This window comes from Dactylosporangium sp. NPDC051541 (assembly GCF_044454505.1).
In the GTDB taxonomy this organism is placed as follows: domain Bacteria; phylum Actinomycetota; class Actinomycetes; order Mycobacteriales; family Micromonosporaceae; genus Dactylosporangium.
In genome coordinates this window covers 191,451-216,708 of the sequence record NZ_JBITDU010000004.1, presented here as the reverse complement: position 1 = coordinate 216,708, position 25,258 = coordinate 191,451, and the positions used below count along the sequence as shown (strand labels likewise).

Below are 25,258 nucleotides of genomic sequence, written 5' to 3'. Positions count from 1 at the left end.
CCCCGCCGCGAATCTCAGGTGAACCAGAACACCGGCTCCGCCTACGATTCCACGTCGTGGGCCCCAGCGATCACCGACCGGCCGTGACCGAAGCCATCATCACCTACTACACCGACCACTACGACGAGGACGCCCGGCTGGACCGCCGCCCCCAGGCGCGGCTGGAGCGCACCCGCACCCTGGAACTCCTCGCCGCCCACCTGCCCCCGCCACCGGCCACCGTGCTGGACGTGGGTGGCGGCACCGGGTTCTACGCCCGCGTGCTGACGACCGCCGGCTACGCGGTCCGCGTGCTCGACCTGGTCCCGGCCCACGTGGAGCAGGTCCGCGCCGGCACACCCGCCGTGCCGGCCGAGGTCGGCGACGCCCGCGCGCTGCGCTTCCGGGACGCTTCGTATGACGCGACGCTGCTGCTGGGCCCGCTGTACCACCTGCACGACCGCGCCGACCGGGTCGCGGCGCTGCGGGAGGCGGCCCGGGTGACCCGCCCCGGCGGACCGGTGCTGGCCGCGGCGATCTCCCGCTTCGCGGCCCCCCTCGACCTCGGCGCCACGTCACGGCTCGACGCCCGCGCCCTGACCGAAGCCGAGTCCCTACTCACCGACGGCCGCAACGACCCGGCGGTCGGCTTCACCCACGCCTATTTCCACCGCCCCGAGGAGCTCCGCGCCGAGTGCGAGGCCGCCGGCCTGACCGGTGCGGTCCTGCACGGCCTGGAAGGTCCACTCTGGACAGCCGCCGAGGCCGCCGCCGCGGGCCCCAACGCCGAACCGGTCTACACGGCCGCCCTGGACCTGGCCCGCCTCTTCAGCACCGAACCATCACTGACCGCCGCCAGCGGCCACATCCTCGCCGCCACCATCCGCCCCTAGCTCGTCGAGGAGGGCGGAGAAGGCCTTGAAGTCCTCCCGTGGAGGATCTGTCTGGCAGGCTGGTGGGATGGACGCGCAAGCGGCGCGGGCGGTCGGTGCGGCCGCCGAGGGTGGCTCGACGGTGCTCGACCTGGCCGATCTCGGGCTGGCCACGGTGCCGGACGAGGTGTTTGCGCTGGCTGAGCTCGATCACCTCGATCTCAGCGGGAACCGGATCGGGGAGCTGCCGGAGCGGATCGGGGAGCTCGCCGGGCTGGAGTCGCTGTACCTCAACGGTAACCTGCTGACGCGGCTGCCGGACGCCATCGGGTCGCTGCGGAATCTGCGGGAGCTGCGGCTGTTCGGGAACCGGCTGACCGCGCTGCCGGCGGCGGTCGGGGAGCTGGGCGCGCTCACCGAGCTGCAACTGGGCGGGAACATGCTGCTTGCGCTGCCGGTGGAGCTGGGGCGGCTGACCGGGCTGCGCCGCCTGTATGGGCTGGAGGACGAGCCGCTCATGGACCGCGAGTTCCTCTACCGGAATCCGGGCTTCTGGTCCGCCGACGCGCAGAACCTGCTGCGCGTGTACTTCCGGTACGGCTTCAGAGCATAGGCTGCCCGGTGTGGGCTTCGAAGACGACTTCGCGGGTGATGAGCTCGACCGGGCCGTGTGGGTGCCGCATTACCTGCCGCAGTGGAGTTCGCGGGCCGAGAGCGCGGCGACCTACACGGTGGGCGGGTCGCAGCTGCGGTTGTCGATCCCGGCGGGGCAGGGGCGGTGGTGTGCCGGCGAGCACGAGGAGCCGCTGCGGGTGTCCGGGGTGCAGTCCGGTGTGTTCTCCGGGCCGGTCGGCAGCACGGTCGGGCAGCAGCCGTTCCGCGACGGGCTGCGGGTGCGGGAGGCGCAGGCCGTGCAGTGGGGGTGGACGCCGCGGTACGGCCGGCTCGAGGTCCGGGCCCGGATGGAGCTGACGGCCCGGTCGATGGCGTCGGTGTGGATGGTCGGCCTCGAGGACGAGCCGCGGCGGTGCGGGGAGATCTGCGTGTTCGAGGTGTTCGGCGCGGCGGTCGACGGGTCCGGGGCGGCGGTCGGGATGGGCGTGCACCCGTTCCGGGACCCGGCGCTGCACGACGACTTCGCCACGCCGCGGCTGCCGATCGACGTCGCCGAGCCGCACGACTACGCCGCCGACTGGCGGCCGGGGCGGGTCGACTTCTTCGTCGACGGCGCCCACGTCCGCACCGTCGAGCAGGCCCCGGACTACCCGATGCAGATGATGATCGGCGTCTTCGACTTCCCCGCGCACCCGGCCGCCGCCGCCCACGCCGGCCACGTGCCACTCCTCGCCATCGACCGGGTCCGCGGCGGCTGAGGGGGAGGCCGGCGACCTCCCCGTCAGGCCGAATGCGGGCTACTCGAAGTCGCCGAAGTCGCCGCCGCCGTCGTCCTCGAAGACCTCTTCGATGATCTCGCCGGCGACGAGGCCGCCGACGATGCCCGCCGCGCCCGCGGCCACCACCGTGCCCATGCCCATGCCGCCGCCGCGGCGGCCGTGTCCGCCGTGGCCGTAGGCGCCGTGCCCGTAACCACCGTGACCGTGTGACGCGTGGCGGGAGGCGGCCTCGGCCACCCAGCCGTCGACGACCGCGGTCCAGTTGGTGCCGGTGACCTGGTCGTGGCCGATACTGAAGCGGCTGTAGGCGTCCTGGCCGCCGCCCTGGAACGTCCCGCCGCGCTTGTCGAACTCCACGATGACCTCGACACCGTGCGGGTTGGTGAGGAAGGTGAGCTCGACCTCGTTGATCCGGCCGGCGTACTGCGGCGCGGCCCAGAATTCGATTTCCTGGTAGATCGGCAGCTGTTGCTGTACCCCCCGAATGAAGCCGTGCTCGACGTCGGCCTGCTTGAACCGGAAGCCCAGTTCGGCGAAGCCGTCGAGGATGGCCTGGTGGACCGGGAGGGGCGTGATGGAGACCGGGTCGAGGTCGCCCTTGTCGCGGCCGCCGGCGACTTCGAGCTCGGTGTGCACGCCCATCACCATGCCGCGCAGGTGCTGGCCGTAGACGCTGGTGATCGGCGTCTCCCACGGGACACTCAGCCGGAACGGGACGGATTCGGTGGCGCCGGCGCGGACCGTGAAGTGCTCGGCGGCGCTGGAGCGGCCGAGCTCGACGGCCTGGCCGTGGTCGAGCTGGGTGGCGAGGGCGAGGGTGACGCGCTCGATGCGGGCCTCTTGGTCGCCGCCCTTGATGTGGATCTGGCCGTCGATGAAGCCGCCGGGGCGGGCTTCAGGGGTGTCGAGCACCGTGTCGACACTCGGACCGCCGACCCCGAAGGCGGCGAGCATCTTCTTGAACACCATGGCATCCAACACTATCACGTGGCACTGTACGGTCTCCGTGCGAGCCACTTGAGCGACGCCCGTCCGAGGGACGCCGCGGCCGCGCTCAGGCTGGGGTCCGAGGCCCGCACCGCCAGCCGCACCAGGAACCCGGCGTGTGCGGCGAGGAACCCGTCGACCACCGGCGGCGGAAGGTCCCGGGTCAGCGCATTGCCCGCGAGCAGCGTCTCCGGCGGGACACCACCGCTGCCGGCCATCACCGTCAGCACGTCGCAGTACGCGGGCCCGACCCAGGCGTGCGCCCAGTCCACGATCCACACGCGCTGCGCCGAGACCAGCGCGTTGAACAGGTACAGGTCGCCGTGCAGCAGCGTGTCGCCGGCCCAGTCCTGGGATCGCTCCAGCTCGACCAGGTCGTCGAGGTGCGCGGCCGCCCACGGTGAGCAGCGGGCGACCTGCGGACGGCTGAGGTCCGCGAACCCGCCGAGCCGCGGTGCCGTGGCCGGGCGGGCCGGAGCCGGGGTGAGGGCCGCCGCCATCGCCGTCGCCGCGTCCAGGACCCGCGGCCGGTCGGGCTCCGTGGCCAGTTCGGCCTCGACGAACGCGAAGACCAGCACCACCCACGGGTCGAGGTCAAGGGCGAAGAGCAGCGGCGGCGACGGTACCCCCACAGCGAATGCCGAAGCGATGACGCCCTCGCGCCGATGGAAGTCGCGGACCGCCGGATCCGCGGTGGCTTTGACGAACACGTCCCGCCCGTCGGCCAGGCGCAGCCGGGCCGCCACGCCCTCCGAGAACCCTCCGGCCAGCCGCTCGGCCGCCGTGACCCGGGCCCCGAGGCGCTCCTCGACCGCGTCGCGCACCGGCGCCGGCACCGCCGCCCACGAGATCCGCCGGGTGCCGGTCCACGATTCGATCTCCCCCATGGCCGAACAGTACGTGTCCGCGTTCGCGATCGACGGCGCCGAGGAAGCCGGGTACGGCCGCCAACCGGCAACCCGCGTTATCACTCGCGCCGGGTGGGTACGCACTGGACCATGGCGGAACTGAGCTGGCTCGGTGTGGTGCGGCACGGGCAGAGCGTCGGCAACGTGCGTGCGCAGGCGGCGGAGCAGAGCGGGCTCGAGGTCATCGACCTGGCCGAGCGCGACGCCGACGTGCCGCTCACCGACCTCGGCCGAGAGCAGGCCGAAGCGGTCGGGCGCTGGATCGCCGAGCTGCCGGTGGCGGAGCGGCCCGAGTTCGCGGTCGTGTCGCCGTACCTGCGGACCCGGCAGACGGCGGCCGCCGCGCTCGGCGGGACCGGCATCCCGGTGCGCTACGACGAACGGCTCCGCGACCGCGAGCTCGGCGTGCTCGACCTGCTCACGGCCCGGGGTGTCGCCGCCCGTCGGCCGGCCGAGGCGGCCCGCCGCCGGCACCTCGGCAAGCTCTACTACCGGCCGCCGGGCGGGGAGTCCTGGTCCGACGTGCTGCTGCGGCTGCGCAGCCTGATGCGTGACGTGCGGGCCGACCACCCGGGCGGGCGCGTGCTGCTGGTCGGGCACGAGGCGATCGTGCTGCTGCTGCGGTACCTCGTCGAGGGCCTCGACGAGGAAGCGCTGATGGCCCTGGCCCGGAGCGCGGCGATGGCCAACTGCTCGGTCACCAGCTGGGCGAACGTCGGCGGGGTGCTGCGCCTGCAACAGTTCAACGCCGTCGGGCACCTGCACCGCGACGACACCCCGCCGACCCGACAGGAGGACGTCGGTGCCGAAACGGCCTGAACCCCGCGTCATCACGCCGCACCTGCTGCGCGACTGGCCCCTGCCGGCCGCGACGGGCGGTGACAAGCACGACCGCGGCACGGTCCTGGTGATCGGCGGCTCCCGCAACACGCCCGGCGGGGTCCTCCTGGCCGGCCTCGCGGCGCTGCGGGCCGGGGCCGGGCGGCTGCAGCTCGCGGTCACGGAGAGCACGGCCACGGCGCTGAGCATCGCCGTCCCCGAGGCCAAGGTGCTGGGCCTGCCGGAGACCGGCGCGGGCAGCGTCTCGGCCGCGCTCCCGCCGGAGCTCCTGGAGCTGGTTTCGCAGGCCGATGCGGTCGCGCTCGGTCCGGGCCTCGATAACATCGAAGAAACCCAGAAGATCCTGGATATGGTACTGCCGGCAGTGGGCCCCGGCACCGCCGTCGTCCTCGACGCCTACGCGCTGGGCGCCCTGAGCCGCGGCCCGGCGAAGCTCGGCGCGGCCGTGCTCACCCCCAACCGCACGGAGGCCGCCCACCTGCTCGGCCGCGACGTCGGCCCCGACCTGGCCGCGGAGGCGACGGCCCTCGCCGAGCGGTACGGTGCCGCCGTCACCCTGCACGGCCACATCGCCGACCCGTCCGGTGCGGTGTGGCGGGAGGAGAGCGGCGCCGAGGGGCTTGGCACGTCCGGCAGCGGTGACGTCCTCGCCGGTCTCGCCGCGGGCTTCCTGGCCCGGGGCGCCGAGCCGGCCCAGGCCGCCTGCTGGGCCACCTACGCCCACGCCGTCGCCGGGCAGCGCCTGGCCCCGCGGTTCGGCCGCACCGGCTACCTGGCCCGCGAACTGCTCGACGAGGTGGCGTACACGATCGGCACGGTCTCGCCGTAGCCCCTGTCTCGCTTCAGCATTTATTGACAGCCGTCACCCTTCCGGCATAGTGTCTGGCCACTTACTCGGTTCAGCTCCGCCAGCTGAACCCCGCCGGCCCGGAAGGAGTTTCCGTGCGCAAGGCCCTCACCGCCGCGGTGATCCTGCTCGCAGCGCTCATCGCCAACCCCACCCCCGCCCAGGCGTTCCCCGCATCGACGCGGTCCGCCCTCGTCGGCTACCTGTCCGGCATCTCCGGGCAGTACACGATCACCGGCCAGCACAACCGCGAACCCAACTCGGACCCGACGAAGTGGACCCGTGTCGCCCAGGGCATCACCGGGCAGACCCCGGGCCTGTGGGGCGGCGACTTCCTGTTCGCGAGCGCCGACGTCAACGCCCGCCAGACGATGATCAGCGAGGCCATCCGCCAGTGGCAGGGCGGCTCACTCGTGGCCCTGACCTGGCACATGTGCCCGCCAACGGTCGGCTCGACCTGCGGCTGGGATACCAACGGGGTGCTCAGCCACCTCTCCGACAGCCAGTGGAGCCAGCTCGTCACCGACGGTTCCGCGCTCAACACCGCCTTCAAGAACCGCCTGGCCGAGGCCACGCCCTACCTGCGGCAGCTGCAGAGCGCGGGCGTGCCGGTGCTGTTCCGGCCGGTCCACGAGATGAACGAGGGCTGGTCCTGGTGGGGCGGCCGCCCCGGCGCGAACGGCAGCCGCCGGCTGTTCCAGATCGTCCACGACTACTACGCCGGGCAGGGCCTGTCCAACCTGGTGTGGGTGTGGAACGTCAAGGACGTCAACATGGGCGCGATCGCCGACTACTGGCCGGGTGCGTCCTATGTGGACGTGGCCACCCTCGACATGTGGGTGAAGCTCGCCCCGAGCACGAGCGACTATCAGGCGATGCTCAACGTCGCCGGGGGCAAGCCGATCGCCCTGGCCGAGGTGGGCCAGGTCCCGAGCGTCGCCCTGCTGCAGGCCCAGCCGCGCTGGACCTACTTCATGGTGTGGGCCGAGTATCTGCAGGACCCGGCGTACAACACCAACGCGGCGGTGCAGAACACCTACTTCAGCAACCGGGTGCTGGTCCGCGGCGAGTTCACCGTCCCCGGCGGCACCACGGGCGGCGGCGGCAGCGGCGGCACCGGACCCGTCACCGGGCTGGCCGGGAAGTGCCTGGACGTGGCGGCCGCCGGCACCGCGAACGGGACCAGGATCCAGCTGTACACCTGCAATGGTGGCACCGCCCAGACCTGGACCGCGGGCTCCGACGGCACGTTGCGGGCGCTCGGCAAGTGCGCCGATGTCACCGGCGGTGTCAACGCGGACGGCACCAAGGTGCAGCTGTGGGACTGCAACGGCAACGGCCACCAGCAGTGGACCCGCTCCGGATCGACGCTGGTCAACCCGGAGACCGGCAAGTGCCTGGACGTGACCGGCCAGAGCAGCGCCGACGGCACGCCGATCCAGATCTGGACCTGCAACGGGCAGACCAACCAGCGCTGGACCGGGCCCGCCTGACCCTCGGGCGTGCGTGAGGCCCGGCCGTGTCCGTCGCGGCCGGGCCCGCCGCGGTTCAGCAGCCGATCTGGGCGCCGGGGACGTCGCCGTGGTACTTCTTGCCGACGACGAGGTCGTCGACGCCGGTCATCTTGCCGATCGGGGTGACGCCCTTGCACGTGAACTCGCGGGTCGTGATCTCGGCCTCGAACGACTCCGGCAGGTTCTCCGCGGTCATGGTCTTGAGGGCCTCCGGGTAGTCCTTGAACGTCTCCTGCGCCCGGCTCGCCGCCTCCTCCTTGCTGACGAGCCGCAGGGTGTCGGGGCCGAGCGCCTCCAGGGCCCGCCGGACCGCGGCCTTGTCGCCCTCGCTCACGTCCTGCTTGAAGTAGACGTGGATGGAGTACAGCTCCGCCGCCGGCCGGCCCGCGAGGTAGCCGCCCGCGAACCCGGCCGCGGCCACGATCAGCAGGACGGGGACGGCGACGGCGGTCAGGATCAGCCACCGCCGTCGCTTCGGCGGCGCCGGTGGCACCGGCGCCGCCGGTGGCTCGGCGATCAAGGCTGGCGTGAAGTCCGGTTCTGGCTCAGGCACGGTCACCCATCAGGTATAGCGAATGTCCGGCCCGCCGTGTGCCCCGTGATTCGGTACCGTGATCAGGTGGCGACCGGTGGATTCTCGATACAGCGACTGACGCGACTGCGAGCCCGGCTGGACCGGCTCGTCGAGGCCGGGTTCGTGCCCGGCGCGGTGGCCGTCCTGGCCCGCCACGGCGAGGTCCACGTCGAGGCGGCGGGCACCCTGGCGTTCGACGGGCCGGGCGCCGCCAAGCCGATGGACCCCGGCACCATCTGCCGCCTCGGGTCGATGTCGAAGCCGCTCGTCGCCGCGTGCGCGATGACGCTCGTCGAGGACGGCACCCTCCGCCTCGACGACCCCGTCGACGACCTGCTGCCGGAGCTCGCCGACATGACCGTCCTGGCCGACCCGGCCGGCCCCCTCGACGCGACCGTCCCCGCCGACCGGCCCATCGCCGTGCGGGACCTGCTGACCTACACCCTCGGCACCGGCATGGTGCCGGCCGCACCCGGCACGGTCCCGATCGCGGACGCGCTGCGCGAGGTCGGCGGCGACCTCCCGCCTGACGAGTGGCTGGGGCGCCTCGGTGCGCTGCCGCTCGTGCACCAGCCGGGGGAGCGGTGGATGTACGACACCGCCGCCGACGTGACCGGGGTCCTGATCGCCCGGGCCACCGGGCAGTCGTTCGGCGAGGCGCTGCGCGAGCGGATCTGCGCGCCGCTGCGGATGCCCGACACCGGCTTCAGCGTCCCCGCCGCGCACCTGGGCCGGCTGGCCACGGGCTACGCCGCCGCCGCCGACCGGGTCGTCGACGACCCGCCGGACGGTGCGTTCAGCCGCCCTCCGGCCTTCGAGAGCGGTGGCGGCGGCCTCGTGTCGACCGGCTCCGACTTCCTGCGGTTCGCCATGGCCATGGCCGCCGGTGGCACGCTGGACGGTCAGCGGGTGCTGTCCCGGCCCGCGGTGACGCTGATGACGACCGACCACCTGACGAGCACGCAGAAGGCCGTCTCCGGGTTCGGGCCCGGCTACTTCGACGCGATGGGCTGGGGCTTCGGCCTGTCGGTCCGCACCCGCCGCACCGGCCTGGGCCCGTCGGCCGGCAGCTACGGCTGGCCCGGCTACTGGGGCACGGTCTGGTACAACGACCCGGCCGAGGACCTCACCGCGATCTTCTGCCTGCAGCGGGCCCACGCGGGCGACCAGCGGCAGCCGCTGTGGCACGACCTGTGGACCGCCGTCTACCAGGCCATCGACGACTGACAGCCCACCGGTCAGCCCCGGTGCGGCCGCCCGCCCGCCTCCTGCGCGAGCCGGTCGCCGACCTGGAGCTCCCGCCACAGCTCCCGGTCGACCTTGACCTCGATCGACGAGCCGTCGTCGAGGCGGACCTCCAGCCGCCGATACAGGTTGGAGCCGTCGAACATGGCCCGGGACTTCTTCGCGACGGTACCGCTCCACGCCGCTTCGCTCTTGGTCATGCACTCACGGTAACCATCCGGCGACCGCGCCACCTCCGGCCGGAGACGGGTCTTGCGTCTGCGACTTCCGGATGAGACGGGCCCGGCGCGGGTGGGCAGGCCCGGGCCGGGGTCGCCGAGTGGTGGCAGAATCGCGGGCAGTGGACGAGATCGAGTCGGTGATGCATCAGGTCGGGGCCGCGTTCGCCGCCGGCCTCACCCAGCCCGGCTCGATGGAGGTGTCGCTGATCGCGCACGGTCACCAGAGCCGCACCTACGACACGGCCGGCGACGCCGCGCGCATCGGCCGGTGGGGCGCGCCGGGCGGCCCCGACCTGGACGGGGGCCTGGAGCGGCTGCGGGTGCTCGCCGGGGCCGGCGGGCGGCTCGCCGTGGAGCTCACCGGATCGCCGGGCGGCGACTACGCGGTCAGCTGCTTCGCCGGTGGCGACGGCGGCGGGCAGTTCGGGCTCGAGTCCGTCGTCGTGCTCGACGAGGACTATCGGTTCCCCGGCCATCCGCGGCCCGGTATGCCCCGGCCCGCCGGTGCCGCGCTCGACGACCGGCCCACCGACGCGGCCGTCCTCGCCGACCTGCGGGATCTCGTGGCCGAGTTCGCGGCCGAGCACACCCGCCGGCGGGGGGTGCCGCCGCGGTTCGCACCCGGCCGCTCCGAGGGCGAGATCCGCGCGGCCGAGGAGCGGCTCGGGTTCCGGCTGCCGGAGGACGTCCGGGCGCTGTACCGCACCATCGGCGACGACGACGCCGAGCACGGGCTGCTCGGATGCTGGCACCCGGCGCCCCTCGAGCAGGTCGTCGCCTGGTATCACCAGCAGAGCCCGGGCTCCTACGGCTGGGACGACGGGCTCTTCACCGACACCCCCGTCGTCTACGAGACCGACCCGGCCGGGCACGTGCGGCGAGTGTCCCGCAGCGACTGGTGGGTGACGTTCGCGCCGGACCACGGCCTGAACTACGCCGCCCTCGACCTCGATCCCGGGCCCGCCGGCGCCGCCGGGCAGGTGATCGCCTACGGCCGGGACGTGTACGGCCCCGTCGTGTATGTGGCCGCGTCGGTGCGGCAGCTCATCCGGGACAACCTCGCGTCCATGCGGGCGGCGGCCGGGGACTGGACACCGGAGTGGCCCAGCGCCCCCGAGCACCGGTGGTACGCGGACCTCGGCGACGCCGACCCGGCCGCGCTCGTCGCCGCGATGACCGACCCGGGCGCGGTGCAGTTCGCGCACCTCCGGCGGGTGGATCGGGTGCGCCTCGCCGACCTGGCCGGACTGCCGCGGCTGCGGACGATCAAGGTTCTCGACGTCCGGTCGCCGGCCGCGTACGTGGATCTGCGCCTCGCGCCCGGCCTGCCGGTCGAGCAGGTCGATGTGACCGCCGGGCACTTCGAGCCGGAGCGGCTGGCCGACGCGGCGACCCTGCGGTATGTGCGGCTGGCCGGCAACCGCGAGCCGGTGCGCGTCGCGGCGCTCGCGGGGCGGCCCGATCTGGTCGCGCTCGACCTGGCCGACGCGGTGGTCGGTGACGTCGCCGCGGTGGCCGCGTTCCCGGCGCTGCGGGTCCTCACGCTCAACGCCGGGCAGTGGCGGGAGCTGTTCGCCAGCGGGTGGGAGCCGGCGCGGCTGGCGGGGGCGCGGATGGGCGGGCGGGGTGGTGTCGCCGCGCTCGGCGACTGGCAGCGTGGGCTGCGCCCGGGCGGGGTCCGGGACACATACCGGACGGTTCGGCGGGGGCGGCCGTGATCCGGATCGAGCTGAGCACCGCGACCCTCGCCGCGGCGCGGATCGCGATCAGCCCGATCACCGAGCTCATCGGGGCCCTCGAGCTGCTGCACCGCTACGGGGGCGGGGCCGTGCCGTGGCCCTACACGCAGTGGGCGGAGCGGGCGCGGGGCGTGCTGGCGGCGCGGTCGCCGGACGCGCCGCTGCGGGTGTACGGGCGGCTCCTCGACGTGCGGGCCCGGCAGCGGACACCGGACCTGTTCCACCCGATGGCGGCCGGGCCGGCGCCGGAGCTGGGAGAGGAGCTGGAGCTGCTCCGGCGGACGCCGGCCGAGACGGTCGACGCGCAGCTGGCCGTGCACCATCCCGATGCGGTGCCGGAGTGGCTGTGGGAGTACCAGCGAAATCCGGTCGTCGCCTTTGCGGCGCTCGCCGATGACCTGGCGGCGTTCTGGGACGAGGCGATGCTCGGGGTCTGGCCGCGGATGGCCGGGGCGCTCGACGAGGAGGTGCAGCTGCGGGCCCGGGCGATCGCGACCGGCGGGGCGGCGACGCTGCTCGGCGGGCTGGCCGGGGTGGCGCGGTGGGAGCCGCCGGTGCTGAGCCTGCCGAAGACCAAAGAGTCCTTCATGGGTACCGCCGGCCGCCGCCTGCTGCTCGTGCCCGCCCTCTTCGCCGACCGCAAGGTGGCCTGCTCGACCGACAATCCGGAGGTGCTGCGGCTGACGTACCAGTGCCGGGGCGCGGCCGTGCTCGCCCCCGGCCCCGACCGGGCGCCGGCAACCGACCGGCTGGGGCTGATGCTCGGGGAGCGGCGGGCCCAGGTGCTGCGCGCGCTGACGGTCCCGGCGACGACCTCCGGGCTCGTGGCCGGCCTGGGGCTGCCCGCCAGCACCGTGTCGGAGCAGCTGACAGCGTTGCACGCGGCGGGGGTACTGCACCGGCGGCGCGTCGGCCGCCGCGTCTTCTACGGCCTGGAGCCGGCCGGTCACACGCTGCTGGAGCTGTTCGATTCGGTAGCGGCGAATCAATTCCATCCGCAGTGAGCGCGCCTTTAGCGTCCACCGCATGACGATCGACACGACCGAGGGCACGTGGCAGGCCCTCGACGACTACTTCACCGCCGGACTGCTCACCCGCGACGCCGACCTCGCCGCCGTCGAGGAGGCCGGCCTGGCCGCCGGGCTCCCGCCGATCAGCGTCTCCCCGCTGCAGGGCAAGCTCCTCGCGCTGCTGGCCCGGGCGGCCGGCGCCCGCCGGGTCCTGGAGGTCGGCACGCTCGGCGGCTACAGCGCCGCGTGGATGGCCAGGGCGATCACCGGCCACCTGGTCACCTTCGAGCTCGACCCGCACCACGCCGAGGTCGCCCGGGCCAACCTCGACCGGGCCGGTGTCGGCGACCGCGTCGACATCCGGGTCGGGCCGGCCGCCACCGGGCTGCGGGCGCTCCTGGAGGAGGGCCCGGAGCCGTTCGACTTCGTGTTCATCGACGCCGACAAGGCCTCCAACGCCGTCTACCTGGACTACGCGGTGCGCCTCGGCCGGCCCGGGACGGTCATCGTCGTCGACAACGTGGTCCGCCAGGGCCAGGTGCTGCACGGCACCGACGATGCCTCGGTGGGGGTACGCCACCTCGTCGACGTCCTCGCGGCCCGCACCGACGTCGACGCGACCGCGGTCCAGACCGTCGGCGGCCGCGGCTACGACGGGTTCATCCTGGCCATCGTGCGCTAGGAGGCCCGGCGACCGGCGGTGACCGGGGCCGGGCCGGTGCTGTCCCGCACCACCAGGGTCGCGTTGCCGTAGCGGACGCTGCGGGGCGGGCGGCCGTCGAGGAGCTCGAAGAGCAGGCGGGCGGTGCGCATCCCGTAGTCGGTGATGTTGCGCTGCAGGACCGTGAGCGCCGGGTGGACGAGCTGGCACAGGGGGGAGTCCTCCCACGCCACGATCGACACGTCACCGGGGATCGCGACGTGCATCTCGGCGGCCACGCCCAGCCCGGCCAGGGCCATGAGGTCGTTGTCGTAGATGATCGCCGTCGGCCGGTCCCGCCCGCTCAGCAGCCGGCGGGTGGCCTGGGCGGCGGCCTCGCCCGTGTAGTCGGCCTCCACCGTCACGAACGGCACGGCCGGCAGGGCCCGCAGCGCCTCGGTGCGGGCCGCGGTGTGCGCGAGGCCGGCCGGGCCGCTCACCCGGGCGATGCGCCGGTGGCCCAGCGCCGACAGCAGGCCGGTGATCTTCGTGGCGCCGGCCCGCTCGTCGGTCGACAGGTTGGCCAGGCCGGGCAGCTCGCCCGCGCCGCCGGCGACCACCGCGGGCAGGCCCAGCTCCCGCAGGAACGGCCGCCGGGGGTCCTCGACGCGCAGGTCGCAGAGGATGACGCCGTCGACGCGCCGCTCGGCGTGCCAGCGGCGGTAGAGGGCGATCTCGTCGTCGGGGTGCTCGGCGAACTGCAGGGCCAGGCCGAAGCCGCGGGCGTAGAGCTCCATCTGCAGCCCGGCGATGAACTGCCGGCGGAACACCTCGCCGCGCAGCTCGGCCGACGTGCGGCGCAGGGCCAGGCCGATCACGTCGGCGGCCGCGCCGTGCAGGGCGACCGCGGCCCGGTTGGCGGTGAAGCCCAGCTCCGCGGCGACCTCGCGGACCCGCTCGCGCAGGTCGGCGGAGACGCCGGGGCGGTCGTTGAGAGCGTAGGAGACGGCGACGCGGGACACGCCGACGCGGCGCGCGATGTCGCTCATCGTCGGTCGCCGGCCCGCCATGCACCAGAGCTTAACCGGACGAGCGTAACCGGTTCAGTGCGGCGGCGGCGCGATGCTGTCGCGCAGCAGCAGACGCGGTGTGGCGTCCTGGAAGTCCTCGGCTGAACCGCTTAAGAGCATCCGGGCCGCGTGCGCGCCGTAGGCGTGGATGTCGCGGGCCAGGGCGCTCAGGGCGGGGAAGGCCATCTCGCACAGCTGGGAGTCGTCGCCGGCCACGATCGACAGCCGGCCGGGCACGTCGACGCCCAGCTTGCGGGCCACGTGCAGGCCGGCCGTGGCCATGATGTCGTTGTCGAACAGGACCGCCGTCGGCGGGTCGGCCGCGGTCAGCAGCCGCTCGGTGGCCCAGGCCCCGGCCTCCCACGTGTAGTCGGTGTCGACGACCTCGGCCGCGGCCAGGCCGTGCCGGTCGGCCGCGGCCCGGAACGCCGCGGTGCGGATGCGGGTGTGTGAAAGCGACACGAGGCCGCCGACCCGGGCGATGCGCCGGTGCCCGATGCCGGCCAGGTAGCCGACCGCCTCGCTCAGCGCGGCCGCGTCGTCGCTCCACACGGCGGGGATGGTGGCGCCGGGCGGCCGGACCGACGGGTGCCCGACCAGCACGCCGGGCAGCCCCAGCCGGCTGAGCGCGGCCACCCGCATGTCGTCGACCCACAGGTCGGTCAGGATGGTCGCGTCGATGCGCCGGCCCGCCCACAGCGTGCGCAGCGCCTCGATCGCCCGCTCGTGGCCGCCGACGACCTGCAGGACCAGGGCGGTGCCGGTCGCCGACAGCTCGGTCTCCAGGCCGGCGATGAACTTCATGTAGAACGGCTCCACGCCCAGCGTCGCCGCGTCACGGGCGATGACCAGGCCGACCGCCTCGGCCCGGGCCGCCGACAGGTTGCGGGCGGCGGCGTTGGGCTGCCAGCCCAGCTCGTCGGCGATGGCCCGGATCCGCTCGCGGGTCCGCGCGGACACGCCGGGCCGGTCGTTGAGCGCGAACGACACCGCGCCGATCGAGACACCCGCGGCCTCGGCGATGTCGCTGATCGTCGGCCGTTTCACCAGCACCCCGGTCCGATCACTTGGTGGCTCCGGACGTGAAGCCGTTGTAGATGAAGCGTTGCAGCAGCAGGAACAGGATAAGGGTGGGCAGGATGACGAGGACGGCCCCGGCCGAGATCGTCTCCCAGTGCGCCCCGAACGGCCCCTTGAACCGGAACAGCGACGTGGAGATCGTGCCGAGCCCCTCCGACGGCATGTACAGGAACGGGATGTAGAAGTCGTTGTACACGAAGATGCCCTTGATGATGACGACCGTCGCGATCGCGGGCTTGAGCAGCGGCAGGATGACCGACCGGTAGATCTTGAACGTGGACGCCCCGTCGAGGCGGGCGGCCTCGTCGAGCGAGACCGGGATGCCCCGCATGAACTGCATGAAGATGTAGATGGCGACGATGTCGGTGCCCATGTACAGCAGGATCGGCGCCCACCGCGAGTCGAACAGCCCCAGCGAGTCGACGACCCGGAACGTCGCCACCTGCGTCGTCACCCCCGGCACGAGCGTCGCGACCAGGAACGCGGCGACGACGACGCGCTTGAACCGGAAGCGGAACCGGTCGAGCGCGTAGGCGGCCAGGGTGCCGGCCAGGACCGTACCCCCGACGGAAACCAGCAGAATGATGCCCGTGTTGAGGAACCCCGTCAGCATGTTGCCGGAGTTGAACGCGGTGACGTAATTCTGGAAATTGAACCAGTTGTGCGGCAGCGCCAGCGTGTCCCCGCCGGCCATCTCCGCCGGCGTCTTCAGCGACGTCAGAAATACGGTGACGAGGGGCAGGAGAACAACGACAGAAGCCAGGATCAGCATGGTGTACCGCATGATCTGTGCCCTCACACCAGATCGGTCCTCTCATCCGGGACGAGCCACCGCTGGACCCACGTGACCAGCAGCACGACGAGCAGCAACACGACCGCCGCGGCCGACGCGAGCCCCGTCTTGCCGAACTGGAACGCCAGCTTGACCGTCTGAATCACGAACGTCTTGCTCTCGCCCGCACCGCCCGTCATCACGAACGGGATCTCGAACACGGCGAGGGACCCGGACACGGCCAGGATCACGCTCAGGCTGATGATCGGGCGGATGCCGGGGGCCACGATGTGCCGGAAGATCTCCCAGCGCCCGGCCCCGTCGAGCTCCGCCGCCTCATAGAGTTCGCCGGGGATAGCTTGGATCGCGCCGAGGAACAACACGAACGTCAGACCCGTGAACCGCCACACCGACACCCCCGACAGGGACCAGTTGACGAGGTCGGGGTCGCCGAGCCAGAGTTTGTCGGGGTGTGCGCCGAAGAGGGCGAGGACCGAGTCGAGCGTGCCGTGCGGGCGGAAGAAGTACAGGAAAACGAACGACACGGCGACACCGTTGATGAGGTACGGGAAGAACAGAATCCCCTTGAACAGGTTGCGCAGCCGCAGCTTGAAACTGAGCATGAACGCGAAGTAGAGGGCCAGGCCGATCTGCACGGCCGCCGCGGCGAGATAATACAGACTGACGAAGAACACCTGGAACAATTCCGGCCGCGTGAACAACTCGACGTAGTTGTCCGCGCCCACGAACGCCGGATCGGTCAGCCCGTCCCAGTCCGTGAAGCTGTAGCCGACCATGCTCGCGACCGGCACGTAGGTGAACACCACGAGCAATGCGAGCGCGGGCAGCAGATACAGCCAGGGCATGGCTTTTCTGATCGGACACCTCCTGAATCCGGGCGGGCCGGCGCCAGGGTGGCCGACCCGCCGATCTCAATCCTTCGAACACTCCACGCCGCGTCCTTCTCCACGCACTCCGCGCCGCGACTTTCTCCGTGCACTCCGCGCGGGGCTTCAAAGAGCCGGAGCTCGGTGCCGCGTCTCTTTCCGTGGACCCCGCGCAGGTCCGATAAAGTCGCCCCTCCGTTTGCGCCGCGCTGTTCGTTTGCGCTGCGCTCGTCGCTCGCCTTTTACGCGGCCCACGTTGTTGACGCCCCGACTGTTGACGCGCTCCGCGACTCTCTCGGCACTCCGTGCGGATCACGAAAAGTCGGGCGCTCCGCGCCGCGACTTTTCGGACTTTTCGCCTGACAGGCGATAAATGCGGATATGTCGCGGTACGAAGTGCCCGACATATCGTTCAAAGCGCTATATGTCAGCCGATTGTTTTGGCGGCCTCGGTCCAGCGTTTGGACAGGTCGGTGAAGATGCCCTGCAGGTCGCCGGGCGCTGCGCCGCGGGCCGTGTCGACGATCTTCTGGCGGTAGTCGGGCTTGCTGATGCCGACCTCGGACGCGTTGTCGATCTTCGTCAGCTTCGCCGCCTCGGCCTGGGCCAGCTCGATGAACTGCACGCCGGCCGCGGTGAACGGCTGCAGCGCGGGCGGTAGCGGGGCGCCCTTGACCGCGGAGACGGCCTGGTTCACCGCGGCCGCGTCGGACTTGTCGATGAACCAGTCGAACCAGGCCCGGGCGGCCGCCTTGTGCTTCGAGTGGCTGTTGATCGCGTACTGGTAGTCGGGGGCCACGACCGAGCAGAACTTCCCGCCGACCTGCTTCGGGAACGGCAGGTAGCCGATGCTGTCCGGGCTCTTGCCGGCCTTCTTCGCCGCGTCCTGCATCTGCGCGATCGCCCACGAGCCGAGCCACATCGTCGCGATCTTGCCGTTGGCCAGCGCGCCCTTCGAGTCCTCCCAGTTGGTGGTGGTCGGGTCGGCCTCGGCGAGCTTGTTCTTCACGATGTCGTAGAGCAGGGTGTCGCCGACGTTGAAGTCGCTGCCGGCCGCCCACGGGTCGGTGGCCGGTAGCTTGTCGTTGGCCTTCGGGTCGCAGCTCACCGAGCCGATGACGCTGGACCAGGAGCTCAGCGGCCAGCCGTCGTGGTAGTTGGTGTAGTACGGCGTCGCGCCGGTCTTCGACTTGATCGCCTGCAGCGCGGCCAGGAACTCCTCCGGCGTCGTCGGCCACTTCGACTGGCCGGCCTGGGCCCAGACGTCCTTGTTGTAGACGAAGCCGTTGACGTACGCGAAGCCGGCGACCCCGTACACCTTGTCGCCGACCTTGGCCTTGTCGGTGAAGCTGTACTTGTTCGCCAGGTCGGTCGCGGCGCCGAGCGGTGCGAAGAACTTCGGATAGTCCTCTGTGGACACCGTGTTGGGGATGAGCAGGACGTCACCGTAGTTCTCGGTGTTCATCCGGATCTTCACTTCGCCCTCGTAGTCGGTGACGCCCTCGAACTTGACGTTCACCTTCGGGTACAGCTGCTTGAACTGGTCGGCGTAGCGCTGCATGGTCCCGTCGGTGACCAGGTCGGTGCGGTTGGTCAGCACGGTGATGTCGCCGGAGACGGCCGCGGGGTCGGCCGGTGACGTGGCCTCCTCCGACGAACCGGACTTGCTCGAACCGCCGCACGCGGCCACGGCGAGGGCGGTGGCGGCCAGCACGGCGACGAATGAACGTCTGAACATGTGGGGTGTGCTCCATTCGGCCTAAAGCGTTTTAGTGAAGCGGACGCAGCTTGGCACCGCCCCCGGCCGTCGGTAAAGGGGCTTTACTAAACCGTTATATCAGCGCAAAAGCGCTATCTCGGTCACGACAAAAGCCCCGCTCACCGGCGGGGTAAAGCGAGTCCCCGGGTCCAGGTCCGGTCGGGGTTCGAGTCTCAGTCAGGGTCGGGGACGGGTCCCCGTCCCCGTCCGCGTCCGCGTCCGCGTCCGGGGAAGGGGCCTATGGGATCAGGCGGGCGGTGCTGCCTCTGGGGCTCAGGTGGGCGGGCTCGCCCTCAGTGCTGGTGACGGGCCGACCGGCGATCGCGGCCAGCAGCAGGTGCGCGGCCCGGACCCCGTGTGCGCCGATGTCCCGGCTCAGGGCGGTCAGCGGCGGGTGCAGCAGGCGGCAGACGGGCGAGTCGTCCCAGGCGATGATGGACAGCTGCGCGGGCACCACCACCCCGAGCTCCCGAGCGACCGTCAGCCCGGCCACCGCCATGATGTCGTTGTCGTAGATGATCGCCGTCGGCCGCTCGGCGCCGGCCAGCAGCCGCCGGGTGGCCCGGGCCCCGGACTCGCCGGTGTAGTCGGCCGCGACCGTGACCCCGGTGGCCAACCCCAGCCGGGCGCAGACCCCGGTGAACGCCTCGGTGCGGATCGCGGTGTGCGCGAACTCCGCGATGCCGCCGACCCGGGCGATGCGCCGATGCCCGAGCGCGGCCAGGTACTCCACCGCCTCCACCATCGACTGCGCGTCGTCCGACCACACGCTCGGCAGCGCCCCGCTGGCCCCCGGCGGCCCGATCACGATCGCCGGCAGCCCCAGCTCCTCCAGGGCCGCCACCCGCGGGTCACCGGTGCGCACGTCGCAGACCAGCACGCCGTCGACCCGGGCCTCGCTGTGCCAGCGCCGGTAGAGGGCCAGCTCCTCGTCGCGGCCGGCCGCCAGCTGCAGCAGCAGCGCGTAGGAGTGCCGGGACAGCTCCAGCTCCAGGCCGCTGATCAGCTCCATGAAGAACGGCTCGACACCGAGCGTGCTCGGCGGTCGCTGCAGGGTCAGGCCGACGACCCGGGCCTGGGCTCCGGCCAGGGCACGGGCGTTGCTGTCGGCGTGGAAGTTGAGCCGGCCGGCCACCTCGAGGATGCGGTCCCGGGTGGCCGGTGAGACGCCCGGGCGGCCGTTGAGCGCGTAGGACACCGCGCCCTTCGAGACCCCGGCCTCGCGGGCGATGTCGGCGATGGTCGGTCGCTTCACCTCGGCCCCTTTCTCGGTTCAGGAGATGCTACTGCCAAGCCGCCCCGTTGTCGCTACCACGCCATTGACACCCGGGAGGGGTCTGGCTACGTTGAGCGTACTTACTCGGTTCACAAGCACAAATCAGGGGCCGCAGATGTACCGCACGCTGCACGAAGGCTGGACCATGAGTGCGACCGGCACCACGTCCGGTGACCACCCGCGCTGGGTCCGCCCGCCGCGCCTGGACGTCATCCCGGCCACGGTGCCCGGCAGCGTGCACACCGACCTGCTCGCCGCCGGCCTCATCCCCGACCCGTACGTGGACGACCACGAGCTCGAGCTCGGCTGGATCGGGCGCACGCACTGGCAGTACACGACGCGCTTCGACTGGCAGGACGACGGGTCCGAGCGGGTCGACCTGGTGTGCGACGGCCTCGACACGGTCGCTGTGGTCGAGGTCAATGGGCATCGAGTCGGATCGACGGCCAACATGCACCGCCGCTACCGTTTCGACGTCCGTGAGCACCTTCGTGCGGGGGTGAACGAGCTGGCCATCGCCTTCGTCGCCCCGTACGAGTACGCGGAGGAGCAGGTCCGGCGGCTCGGCGACCGGCCCGGGCCGTACGACGAGCCGTATCCGTTCATCCGCAAGATGGCCTGCAACTTCGGGTGGGACTGGGGGCCGACCCTGGTCACCGCCGGGATCTGGCGCCCGATCGGGCTGCACTCGTGGTCCGGGGCCCGCATCGCCGAGGTGCGGCCGAGCTCGCGACCCGACGGCGTCGACGTCACGGTGGTGGTGGAGCGAGCGTCGCCCGCGGCGGTCCCGGTCGAAGTCTCGGTCACCGTCGGCGACGTGTGCGTCGAGGGCAAGGCCGCCGCCGAGCGGGACGAGATCACCCTGCGCGTCGACGTGCCCGAGCCGCGGCTGTGGTGGCCGCGCGGGCACGGCGAGCAGCACCTCTACGACCTGGCCGTCACCGCCGCCGACGACACGTGGTCGGGCCGGGTCGGGCTGCGCCGCGTGGAGCTGGACCCGGACGCGTTCCGGCTGATCGTCAACGGTGAGCCGGTGTTCGTGCGCGGCTTCAACTGGATCCCCGACGACCCGTTCCCGGCCCGGACCGGCCCGGCCGAGCTGCGCGAACGCTTCGGTCAGGCGGTCGGCGCGGGGGCGAACGCGCTGCGGGTGTGGGGTGGCGGCGTGTACGAGTCCGACGCCTTCTACGACCTCGCCGACGAGCTCGGCCTGCTGGTGTGGCAGGACTTCCCGTTCGCGTGCGCGGCGTACCCGGAGGAGGGGCCGTTCCCGGCCGAGGTCGAGGCCGAGGCGCGGGACAACATCGCCCGGCTCATGGGCCATCCGAGCCTGGTCCTGTGGTGCGGCAACAACGAGAACGTCGAGGGCCACCAGCACTGGGGCTGGCCCGCCGAGCTCGACGGCCGCACGTGGGGCGCCGGCTACTACCACGACCTGCTGCCGCGGCTGGTCGCCGAGCTCGACCCGGGCCGCCCGTACTGGCCCGGCACCCCCTACTCGGGCACCCCCGACGGCGACGTCCACGACCCGTCGACCGGAACCGTGCACATCTGGACCGTGTGGGGCAGCGCCGACTACACGCACTACGCCGACTACACGCCGCGGTTCGTGGCCGAGTTCGGCTTCCAGGGCCCGCCGACCTACGCGACCCTGCGCGCCGCGGTGAGCGACGACCCGCTGACACCCGACTCGCCGGGCGTGCGCCACCACCAGAAGGCGGCCGACGGCAACCGGAAGCTGCTGACCGGCCTCGGCGACCACCTGCCGCGGCCGTCGACGTTCGACGACTGGCACTACTGGACCCAGCTCAACCAGGCCCGCGCGATGGCGTTCGGCGTCCGGCGCTTCCGCGCTTTGATGCCGTACTGCATGGGCACGGTCGTCTGGCAGCTCAACGACTGCTGGCCGGTGACGTCCTGGGCCGCCGTCGACGGCGGCCGCCGGTGCAAACCGCTGTGGTACGCCCTGCGCCGCGCCTACGCCCCGCGCCTGCTGACGTTCCACGAGGACGGGATCGCGGTCGTCAACGACACCGCCGAGCCTTGGACCGCCACCCTCACCCTGACCCTGCGCAACCTGGACGGCTCCGTGGTGGACCGCGCCGAACTGCCGCTGACCGCCGCTCCCCGCGCCGTCGCCGTCTCCGGCGTGCCGTTGCGGGGCTCACCCGCGCAGGTCCTGGAGGCGACCTTCGACGGCCACCGCGACCTGCGGTTCTTCGCCGAGGACCCGCGGGTCCCGTTTCCGCCGGCCGAGTTCGACGCCCACGTCACCGACGTCCCCGGCGGCCACGAGGTCCACATCACCGCGCGCACGATCCTGCGGGAGCTGGCCCTGTTCCCGGACCGCCTCCACCCCTCGGCCACGGTGGACGACCAGCTGGTCACGCTCCTGCCCGGGGAGTCCGTCGTGTTCACCGTCCACAGCGACGTGCCACTGCGGCCCGGCGCTCTGCTGTCGCATCCCGTGCTCCGTTGCGTCAACGAAAGGAGTCCCCATGCGTAAGACCGTGGCCGGCGCGGCGATCCTGTTCGCCGCGCTCGCCTCCACCGCCGCGCCCGCCAGTGCGGCCCCCACGCCGAGCGGCACCGCCACCGCCGCCGACGTCGTCAACTACCTGCGGTCCATCACCGGACACTCGATCATCGCCGGGCAGCAGGACGGCCCGAGCTCGGCCCCGAACACCTGGCAGCAGAAGGTGCACGACATCACCGGCGTGTATCCGGGGGAGTGGGCCGGTGACTTCGCCTTCGAGCAGGCCGACATCAACGCCCGGCCCACCGTCGTCGCCCAGGCCAAGGCGGTGTGGGCGGCCGGCACCATCCCGGCCCTGGTGTGGCACATGTGCCCGCCGACGGTCGGGCCGTCCTGCCACTGGGACTACGGCACCGGGGCCATCGAGAGCACGCTCAGCGACAGCCAGTGGAGCGAGCTCGTCACCGACGGCACCGCGCTGAACACCGCGTTCAAGCGGCGCCTGGACGAGGCGGTACCGTACCTGCAGGACCTGAGGAACAGCGGCATTCCGGTGCTGTTCCGGCCCCAGCACGAGATGAACGAGGGCTGGTCCTGGTGGGGCGGGCGGCCGGGGGCAAACGGCAGCCGGAAGCTGTACCAGATCACGCACGACTATCTCGCCGGCACGAAAGGGCTCAGCAACCTCGTCTGGGTCTGGAACCTCAAGGACGTGGCCGGCGGCGAGAGCCACGTCGCCGACTACTGGCCGGGCGCGTCCTATGTGGACGTGGCCACCCTCGACGCGTGGGTGAACCAGCAGCCGACACAGGCCTGGTACAACGCCATGCTCGGGATCGCCGGCGGCAAGCCGATCGCCCTGTCCGAAGTGGGCAGCGTTCCGACGCCGGAGACGATCACGGCGCAGCCGCGGTGGACGTTCTTCAGCGTCTGGATCGGCTGGCTCACCGACCCGGCCTGGAACACCGACGCCGCCGTCAAACGCACCTACTACGACCCCCGCGTCCTGCACCGCGGTGACATCCACTTCGGCGGCGGCACCACCCCCGGCGGCGTCGGACCCGTCACGGGCCTGGGCGGGAAGTGCCTCGACGTGGCGGCCGCGGCCGTCGCGAACGGGACCAGGATCCAGCTGTACACCTGCAACGGCTCTCCTGCTCAGTCCTGGACGGTCGGTGCCGACGGGACCCTGCGCGCGCTCGGCAAGTGCGCCGACGTGGCCGGAGGTGTCAACGCCAACGGCACCAAGGTGCAGTTGTGGGACTGCAACGGCAACGGTCACCAGCGGTGGGCGCGCACCGGAGCGACGCTGGTCAACCCGGACACCGGCAAGTGCCTCGACGTGACCGGGCAGAGCAGCGCCGACAGTACCCAGATCCAGATCTGGACCTGCAACGGCCAGACGAACCAGAGCTGGGTGCTGCCGTAACGGGGGTCCGCTCAGCGGCCCGGGCGGCGGTGCGCGATCGTGCCGCCCGCGGCCGCGAGGAGGGCGACCCCGGCGAGCAGCCCGGCGGCGACCCACGCCCCGCCGCCGCTGCCGCGGTCCTCGCCCGCCGCCCGCACCGGAGCCGCGGCCGCCGGTCCGCTGGACGCGGTGACCGGCGCGCGTGCGGCGGGCGGGTCGACGCGGCCGATGGTGCCGGTCTTGGCGTCGGCGTAGTACAGGGCGCCGCCGGCGGCGGCCAGGGCGGCGGCGCAGATCGGCGGGACCGGGCCGGTCGGGTAGCGGCGGACCGTGCAGCCGTCGCTGAGGAACAGGTCGCCGTCGGCCGCCAGGGCCCGGGCCGGGCTGGTCGCGACCTGGGTCCGGGTGCCGTCCGGGGCGATCCGCACAACCTGGGTGCCGGTGGCCACGAAGAGCGAGCCGGCCGGCCCGGGGGCGAGCGCGCTCGGGCGTGGGGCCGTCGTGAAGCGGGTGACCTCGCCGGCCGGGGTCGCCTTCCACACGGTGGTGGCGTCGGCCCAGTAGAGATCGCCGGCGGCGTCGATGGTCAGGGTCAGGACAGGGCTCTTGCCGGTGGCGAAGACCGAGCGGGCGCCGTCCGGGGTGAAACGCAGGATCCGGCCGTACTGTGTGCCGACGTACACATTGTCCAGGGCGTCCACGGCGAGCCCGGCCGGACTGGCGAGCTGCTCGGCGAACACCGCGGGCGCACCGTCCCTCACCGCGACGATGCGGTGCCGGGCGGGGTCGGTGACATAGACGGTACCGTGGCGGTCGGCGCCGATGTCGTGCGCGCCGGGGACGGTCGCGACCAGCGTGACGACGTCCGCCGCCACGGCCGGCGCGGGTGCGACCGGCAGCGCCGCCAGCAGCCCGATCCCGGCGCCGACCAGTGCCGCCCGCAGTCCGTTCATCGCCGTCGCCCCTCGTCCCGTGTGTGGCCGTACCAGGGACCAACGACTGACTGATATTTCGGACATGTCGGATACGAGGTCGGGTCGACGAGCCTCGTCGGGCTCGCCGCCGCGGGCGTGGCCGAAGCGGTGATCCGGCCGCCTATCCGGCGGCGGCCGCGGACCAGCCGGTCCAGGTCGAGACGTCGATGGCGATCAGGCCGCCGCGGAGTTCGAAGGCCGGGTAGCGGGTGCGGAGCCGGTCCAGAGCCAGGCGGCCCTCCGGGGTGTCCGGGTCGACGGTGCGAGCGGAGCCGTCGGCGCGGGCCCACCACAGGGCTGACCAGTCGTCGTCGTAGTGGTCGGCCAGGACCGCGGCCCTCGGGTTGGCGGCGAGGTTGGCCAGGCGGCGCAGGGCCGGGTGGCGCTTCGGTTTGGCGTCCACGCCGTGGTAGATGGTGTCGGCGTCCAGGGCGAAGACGATCGGGACCACGTGGGGGCGGCCGTCGGGGGTGGCGGTGGCGAGGTGGGCGACGCGCGCGTCGGCGAACCGGCGGCGGGCCTCATCCGGGTCGAGTGACGTCACGTCGCCTCCCCCGCGAAGACGGCGATGGCGTGCTCCCACCGGTCCAGGGCGCGCTCCACGGTGGAGCGGGGACCCGACGGCATCCGGCCGGCCGCCGGCCCGCCCTGCTCAACCAACCGCGCGAGCGCGCCGGGCGGGGTGGCGTTGTGCGTCGGGAAGTACCCGATTCCGAAGTCCATGACGCCATCCATACCCGGCCCGTCCCGGCACCAACGCGACCCCGCGGCCAGCACCGGGTGGTC

Annotated in this window: 25 protein-coding genes; 12 read left to right on the top strand and 13 right to left on the bottom strand. The window is 72.6% G+C overall.

Features of this window, described 5'->3' with window-relative positions; translation table 11 throughout:
• The first annotated feature begins 83 nt into the window (after positions 1–83).
• From ACIA8L_RS20595 to ACIA8L_RS20585, 3 genes are all read left to right on the top strand, one after another.
• Positions 84–872: a class I SAM-dependent methyltransferase gene (locus ACIA8L_RS20595; protein WP_395906732.1), complete on the top strand. Its 789-nt coding sequence runs from the start codon at positions 84–86 to the stop codon at positions 870–872.
• 67 nt (positions 873–939) lie between these two features.
• On the top strand, positions 940–1,464 hold the full coding sequence (locus ACIA8L_RS20590; RefSeq protein ID WP_395906730.1) for a leucine-rich repeat domain-containing protein: 525 nt from the start codon (positions 940–942) through the stop codon (positions 1,462–1,464).
• A 10-nt stretch (positions 1,465–1,474) separates the two neighbouring features.
• Positions 1,475–2,224 carry a glycoside hydrolase family 16 protein gene (locus ACIA8L_RS20585; protein ID WP_395906728.1) on the top strand — a complete coding sequence of 250 codons (750 nt, stop codon included), beginning with the start codon at positions 1,475–1,477 and terminating at the stop codon, positions 2,222–2,224.
• A 39-nt stretch (positions 2,225–2,263) separates the two neighbouring features.
• Here the strand turns inward: ACIA8L_RS20585 and ACIA8L_RS20580 are convergent, their stop codons facing one another.
• Positions 2,264–3,214: a sporulation protein gene (locus ACIA8L_RS20580; RefSeq protein WP_395906726.1), complete on the bottom strand. Its 951-nt coding sequence runs from the start codon at positions 3,212–3,214 to the stop codon at positions 2,264–2,266.
• 14 nt (positions 3,215–3,228) lie between these two features.
• Positions 3,229–4,119, bottom strand: a complete 891-nt coding sequence (locus ACIA8L_RS20575) for a hypothetical protein (RefSeq protein ID WP_395906724.1) — start codon at positions 4,117–4,119, stop codon at positions 3,229–3,231.
• Between the two features lie 111 nt (positions 4,120–4,230).
• Here ACIA8L_RS20575 and ACIA8L_RS20570 point away from each other — a divergent pair, with 111 nt between their 5' ends.
• From ACIA8L_RS20570 to ACIA8L_RS20560, 3 genes are all read left to right on the top strand, one after another.
• Positions 4,231–4,959 (top strand): histidine phosphatase family protein, encoded by a 729-nt coding sequence (locus ACIA8L_RS20570; protein ID WP_395906722.1) that lies wholly within the window; start codon positions 4,231–4,233, stop codon positions 4,957–4,959.
• Positions 4,943–5,809 (top strand): NAD(P)H-hydrate dehydratase, encoded by an 867-nt coding sequence (locus tag ACIA8L_RS20565; RefSeq protein ID WP_395906720.1) that lies wholly within the window; start codon positions 4,943–4,945, stop codon positions 5,807–5,809. Before ACIA8L_RS20570 ends, ACIA8L_RS20565 begins: the two co-directional genes overlap by 17 nt.
• A 113-nt stretch (positions 5,810–5,922) precedes the next feature.
• Positions 5,923–7,320: a lectin gene (locus ACIA8L_RS20560; protein ID WP_395906718.1), complete on the top strand. Its 1,398-nt coding sequence runs from the start codon at positions 5,923–5,925 to the stop codon at positions 7,318–7,320.
• 55 nt (positions 7,321–7,375) lie between these two features.
• Here the strand turns inward: ACIA8L_RS20560 and ACIA8L_RS20555 are convergent, their stop codons facing one another.
• The gene (locus ACIA8L_RS20555) at positions 7,376–7,900 is read right to left on the bottom strand and encodes a permease-like cell division protein FtsX (protein ID WP_395906716.1); all 525 of its coding nucleotides are present in this window, start codon (positions 7,898–7,900) and stop codon (positions 7,376–7,378) included.
• A gap of 60 nt (positions 7,901–7,960) precedes the next feature.
• On the opposite strand from ACIA8L_RS20555, the gene ACIA8L_RS20550 reads away from it, so the two are divergent.
• The gene (locus ACIA8L_RS20550; RefSeq protein WP_395906714.1) at positions 7,961–9,142 is read left to right on the top strand and encodes a serine hydrolase domain-containing protein; all 1,182 of its coding nucleotides are present in this window, start codon (positions 7,961–7,963) and stop codon (positions 9,140–9,142) included.
• 11 nt (positions 9,143–9,153) lie between these two features.
• Here ACIA8L_RS20550 and ACIA8L_RS20545 read toward each other — a convergent pair whose 3' ends face one another.
• Positions 9,154–9,360 (bottom strand): hypothetical protein, encoded by a 207-nt coding sequence (locus ACIA8L_RS20545; protein WP_395906712.1) that lies wholly within the window; start codon positions 9,358–9,360, stop codon positions 9,154–9,156.
• A 140-nt stretch (positions 9,361–9,500) separates the two neighbouring features.
• On the opposite strand from ACIA8L_RS20545, the gene ACIA8L_RS20540 reads away from it, so the two are divergent.
• Genes ACIA8L_RS20540 through ACIA8L_RS20530 form a run of 3 tightly spaced genes read left to right on the top strand, consistent with a single transcriptional unit; the run spans position 9,501 to position 12,812 of the window.
• Positions 9,501–11,099 carry an SMI1/KNR4 family protein gene (locus ACIA8L_RS20540; RefSeq protein WP_395906710.1) on the top strand — a complete coding sequence of 533 codons (1,599 nt, stop codon included), beginning with the start codon at positions 9,501–9,503 and terminating at the stop codon, positions 11,097–11,099.
• Positions 11,096–12,124 carry an ArsR/SmtB family transcription factor gene (locus ACIA8L_RS20535; protein ID WP_395906708.1) on the top strand — a complete coding sequence of 343 codons (1,029 nt, stop codon included), beginning with the start codon at positions 11,096–11,098 and terminating at the stop codon, positions 12,122–12,124. The genes ACIA8L_RS20540 and ACIA8L_RS20535 overlap by 4 nt, the downstream gene beginning before the upstream one ends.
• Positions 12,125–12,146: 22 nt before the next feature.
• On the top strand, positions 12,147–12,812 hold the full coding sequence (locus ACIA8L_RS20530; protein ID WP_395906706.1) for an O-methyltransferase: 666 nt from the start codon (positions 12,147–12,149) through the stop codon (positions 12,810–12,812).
• Here the strand turns inward: ACIA8L_RS20530 and ACIA8L_RS20525 are convergent.
• The 6 genes from ACIA8L_RS20525 to ACIA8L_RS20500 form a co-directional block, all read right to left on the bottom strand.
• Positions 12,809–13,840 (bottom strand): LacI family DNA-binding transcriptional regulator, encoded by a 1,032-nt coding sequence (locus ACIA8L_RS20525; RefSeq protein WP_395906704.1) that lies wholly within the window; start codon positions 13,838–13,840, stop codon positions 12,809–12,811. The two genes, ACIA8L_RS20530 and ACIA8L_RS20525, sit on opposite strands and share 4 nt — an antisense overlap.
• Before the next feature lie 33 nt (positions 13,841–13,873).
• A complete protein-coding gene (locus ACIA8L_RS20520) occupies positions 13,874–14,893 on the bottom strand; it encodes a LacI family DNA-binding transcriptional regulator (protein ID WP_395906702.1) in 1,020 nt (339 codons plus the stop codon).
• Between the two features lie 10 nt (positions 14,894–14,903).
• A complete protein-coding gene (locus tag ACIA8L_RS20515; protein WP_395906700.1) occupies positions 14,904–15,719 on the bottom strand; it encodes a carbohydrate ABC transporter permease in 816 nt (271 codons plus the stop codon).
• Positions 15,716–16,558, bottom strand: coding sequence for a carbohydrate ABC transporter permease (locus ACIA8L_RS20510; RefSeq protein WP_395906698.1), 843 nt, complete (start codon positions 16,556–16,558; stop codon positions 15,716–15,718). The genes ACIA8L_RS20515 and ACIA8L_RS20510 overlap by 4 nt, the downstream gene beginning before the upstream one ends.
• A gap of 448 nt (positions 16,559–17,006) precedes the next feature.
• A complete protein-coding gene (locus ACIA8L_RS20505; RefSeq protein WP_395906695.1) occupies positions 17,007–18,317 on the bottom strand; it encodes an ABC transporter substrate-binding protein in 1,311 nt (436 codons plus the stop codon).
• Between the two features lie 259 nt (positions 18,318–18,576).
• Entirely contained in the window at positions 18,577–19,593 is a 1,017-nt protein-coding gene (locus tag ACIA8L_RS20500; protein ID WP_395906693.1) for a LacI family DNA-binding transcriptional regulator, read from the bottom strand.
• A gap of 136 nt (positions 19,594–19,729) precedes the next feature.
• On the opposite strand from ACIA8L_RS20500, the gene ACIA8L_RS20495 reads away from it, so the two are divergent.
• A complete protein-coding gene (locus tag ACIA8L_RS20495) occupies positions 19,730–22,120 on the top strand; it encodes a glycosyl hydrolase 2 galactose-binding domain-containing protein (protein ID WP_395906691.1) in 2,391 nt (796 codons plus the stop codon).
• Positions 22,113–23,519, top strand: a complete 1,407-nt coding sequence (locus ACIA8L_RS20490) for a glycosyl hydrolase (protein ID WP_395906689.1) — start codon at positions 22,113–22,115, stop codon at positions 23,517–23,519. Before ACIA8L_RS20495 ends, ACIA8L_RS20490 begins: the two co-directional genes overlap by 8 nt.
• An 11-nt stretch (positions 23,520–23,530) precedes the next feature.
• On the opposite strand, the gene ACIA8L_RS20485 is transcribed toward ACIA8L_RS20490, so the two are convergent.
• The 3 genes from ACIA8L_RS20485 to ACIA8L_RS20475 all read right to left on the bottom strand — a co-directional run bounded on the left by ACIA8L_RS20485 (position 23,531) and on the right by ACIA8L_RS20475 (position 25,195).
• Positions 23,531–24,451, bottom strand: coding sequence for a hypothetical protein (locus tag ACIA8L_RS20485; protein WP_395906687.1), 921 nt, complete (start codon positions 24,449–24,451; stop codon positions 23,531–23,533).
• Between the two features lie 142 nt (positions 24,452–24,593).
• Positions 24,594–25,016: a TIGR03668 family PPOX class F420-dependent oxidoreductase gene (locus ACIA8L_RS20480; RefSeq protein WP_395906685.1), complete on the bottom strand. Its 423-nt coding sequence runs from the start codon at positions 25,014–25,016 to the stop codon at positions 24,594–24,596.
• Positions 25,013–25,195: a hypothetical protein gene (locus tag ACIA8L_RS20475; protein WP_395906683.1), complete on the bottom strand. Its 183-nt coding sequence runs from the start codon at positions 25,193–25,195 to the stop codon at positions 25,013–25,015. Before ACIA8L_RS20475 ends, ACIA8L_RS20480 begins: the two co-directional genes overlap by 4 nt.
• Positions 25,196–25,258: the final 63 nt, after the last annotated feature.

Bases quoted from the DNA above. Each gene is read 5' to 3' on its own strand.
- ACIA8L_RS20590 (WP_395906730.1), top strand. From the start codon at position 940: ATGGACGCGCAAGCGGCGCGGGCGGTCGGTGCGGCCGCCGAGGGTGGC.
- ACIA8L_RS20580 (WP_395906726.1), bottom strand. From the start codon at position 3,214: ATGGTGTTCAAGAAGATGCTCGCCGCCTTCGGGGTCGGCGGTCCGAGT.
- ACIA8L_RS20575 (WP_395906724.1), bottom strand. From the start codon at position 4,119: ATGGGGGAGATCGAATCGTGGACCGGCACCCGGCGGATCTCGTGGGCG.
- ACIA8L_RS20570 (WP_395906722.1), top strand. From the start codon at position 4,231: ATGGCGGAACTGAGCTGGCTCGGTGTGGTGCGGCACGGGCAGAGCGTC.
- ACIA8L_RS20545 (WP_395906712.1), bottom strand. From the start codon at position 9,360: ATGACCAAGAGCGAAGCGGCGTGGAGCGGTACCGTCGCGAAGAAGTCC.
- ACIA8L_RS20530 (WP_395906706.1), top strand. From the start codon at position 12,147: ATGACGATCGACACGACCGAGGGCACGTGGCAGGCCCTCGACGACTAC.
- ACIA8L_RS20525 (WP_395906704.1), bottom strand. From the start codon at position 13,840: ATGGCGGGCCGGCGACCGACGATGAGCGACATCGCGCGCCGCGTCGGC.
- ACIA8L_RS20510 (WP_395906698.1), bottom strand. From the start codon at position 16,558: ATGCCCTGGCTGTATCTGCTGCCCGCGCTCGCATTGCTCGTGGTGTTC.
- ACIA8L_RS20505 (WP_395906695.1), bottom strand. From the start codon at position 18,317: ATGTTCAGACGTTCATTCGTCGCCGTGCTGGCCGCCACCGCCCTCGCC.
- ACIA8L_RS20495 (WP_395906691.1), top strand. From the start codon at position 19,730: ATGTACCGCACGCTGCACGAAGGCTGGACCATGAGTGCGACCGGCACC.
- ACIA8L_RS20490 (WP_395906689.1), top strand. From the start codon at position 22,113: ATGCGTAAGACCGTGGCCGGCGCGGCGATCCTGTTCGCCGCGCTCGCC.
- ACIA8L_RS20485 (WP_395906687.1), bottom strand. From the start codon at position 24,451: ATGAACGGACTGCGGGCGGCACTGGTCGGCGCCGGGATCGGGCTGCTG.
- ACIA8L_RS20475 (WP_395906683.1), bottom strand. From the start codon at position 25,195: ATGGACTTCGGAATCGGGTACTTCCCGACGCACAACGCCACCCCGCCC.